The sequence below is a fragment of the Azospirillum formosense genome (genome assembly GCF_013340925.1).
In the GTDB taxonomy this organism is placed as follows: Bacteria; Pseudomonadota; Alphaproteobacteria; order Azospirillales; family Azospirillaceae; genus Azospirillum; species Azospirillum formosense.
This window is the reverse complement of the sequence record NZ_WHOR01000464.1, coordinates 1-1,914: the sequence shown is the minus strand read 5'-3', so window position 1 is coordinate 1,914 and position 1,914 is coordinate 1. Positions and strand designations below refer to the sequence as shown.

At 72.5% G+C, this 1,914-nt stretch carries 2 protein-coding genes; one reads left to right on the top strand and one right to left on the bottom strand.

The genetic code is table 11. The features are described from left to right. Positions 1–149 (top strand): 4Fe-4S dicluster domain-containing protein (locus GBZ26_RS29015; protein ID WP_174437221.1); only part of this gene is annotated, 149 nt, incomplete at its 5' end. Between the two features lie 20 nt (positions 150–169). Here GBZ26_RS29015 and GBZ26_RS29010 read toward each other — a convergent pair. Continuing rightward, positions 170–1,825, bottom strand: a complete 1,656-nt coding sequence (locus tag GBZ26_RS29010; protein ID WP_247884950.1) for a helicase-related protein — start codon at positions 1,823–1,825, stop codon at positions 170–172. Positions 1,826–1,914 lie beyond the last annotated feature (89 nt).

The following is a 1,914-nucleotide window of genomic DNA, read 5'->3' as shown; positions in this document are numbered from 1 at the left end:
GGGCGGAGGACGGCAGCGACCCGCGCCTGCAGATCAACGCGCAGAACTGCGTGCACTGCAAGACCTGCGACATCAAGGACCCCACCCAGAACATCAACTGGGTCGTCCCGGAGGGCGGCGGAGGCCCGAACTATCCGGGCGGGATGTAAGGTCCCGCTCCACCGCCGCTCTACCGCCGAGGCCCGAAGCGCTTGCGTGGGGCGCCGCGGAAACCGGCCTTGGGCGGCGGCTCGCGCCGCTGCCCGGCGGACCGCGCCCCGCGCGTGGCGAGCAGGTCGGCCAGGCGCCGGCTGATCTCGCCGCGGCGGCTGCGCACCGCCTCCCGTTCCGGGAACAGGGTGGGGAACTTGCGCGCCGCCCAGTAATAAAGGTCGCAGGCCCGCGACAGCCCCTCCAGAGCCGCCCCGTCCAACCCGTCGAGCCGCGCCGGGACGAAGCGCCCGAGCGGCGACGGCTCCCCGGCTTCCACCGCGCCGAGGATGGCGGCGAGGATGCGGGCCTCCGCCTCGTCCTCCAGGTCGGCGGGGATCAGCAGCAGGTCGAGCTTGGCCGGCAGGGTCAGCCGCCGTTCGTCCAGCATCACCGCCAGCCGCCGCATCCCGGACAGGTCGCCCACCCGGTAGGGCGACCCCGCCGTGCGGGCGTCGGCGACGCAGTCGAGCAGCAGGACCGTCTCCTCCGTCCCGATGTGATCGGCCAGACGGGCCAGCATGGCGCGGGTCGGCCGCACGGTCAGCGGCGCGTCGGCGCGCAGCCGGCCGTCCGCCTTCTCCAGAAGGGTGCGCAGGGCCTGCGGCGTGCCCCGCCCGACCACGCCGAACTCCCCCGACTCGAACTTGCCGAAGCGCCCGGCACGGCCGGCGATCTGCTTGACCTCCGTCGCGCTCAGCGGGCGGACGCTGGTCCCGTCGAACTTCTCCAGCGCGGTGAACAGCACGCGCCGGCAGGGCAGGTTCAGCCCCATGCCGATGGCGTCGGTCGCCACCACCACGTCGGCCTCGCCGGACAGGAATCGCGCCGCCTCCCGCCGCCGCACCTCCGGGGCCAGAGCGCCGTAGACCGCGGCGACCGACAGGCCCTTGGCGCGCAGCGTGTCGCGCACCGCGTGGATCTCCCGCCGGGAGAAGGCGATCAGCGCGTCGCCCGGCTCCACCTCCTCCCAGTTCAGGCGGCGGTCGATCAGGGTCAGCGGCACCTTGCGTTCCAGCTCGATCACCTCCAGCCGCTCGCCGAGATGGGCCGCCACCCGCTCGACCAGCGGGCGGGCCTCCGGGGCGCCCAGGATGTAGACGGTCTCCGCCGGTGCGCCCATCAGCGCCGCCGTCCAGGCCCATCCGCGGTCGGGATCGGCAAGCATCTGGATCTCGTCGATCACCGCCACCTCCACCGGGCGGTCGGGGTCCATCACCTCGATGGTCGAGGCGGTGTGGCGGGCGCCCGGCGTCGAAATCGCCTCCTCGCCGGTCAGCAGGGAGGCGGGCGTGCCCTCGGCGTTCAGCCGCTCCATCACCTCCAGCGCCAGCAGGCGAAGCGGCGCCAGATAGATGCCGTCATAGGCGCCCTTCAGCGCCTCGATGGCGTGGTGGGTCTTGCCGGAGTTGGTCGGGCCGATCACCAGGACCAGCCGCCGCCCCAGCCCGCGGGCCACCGGGAACAGCTTCTCGAAGCGGGCGAGGTCGAAATGCCGATCCACATAGGCGCGGCCGCGCGCCTCGGCCCGCTCGCGCCGCCAGACCGCGAACTCGCGGTCCCAGCGCTCCAGCAACTCGTCCACCCCATGGCGGTTGCGGGCGGCGCGGGACCCGGCTCTGGTACTCCTCCCCATGCCCACGACCCTGAAAACGAACTCAGATGCCGCCTCATGCTTTGAAAAAACAAAATCCACAAACTCACACAAACAGCATGACAGGTCGA

What these genes read in the sequence shown, in the direction of transcription:
- GBZ26_RS29010 (WP_247884950.1), bottom strand. Translation starts at nt 1,825, where the DNA reads ATGGGGAGGAGTACCAGAGCCGGGTCCCGCGCCGCCCGCAACCGCCAT.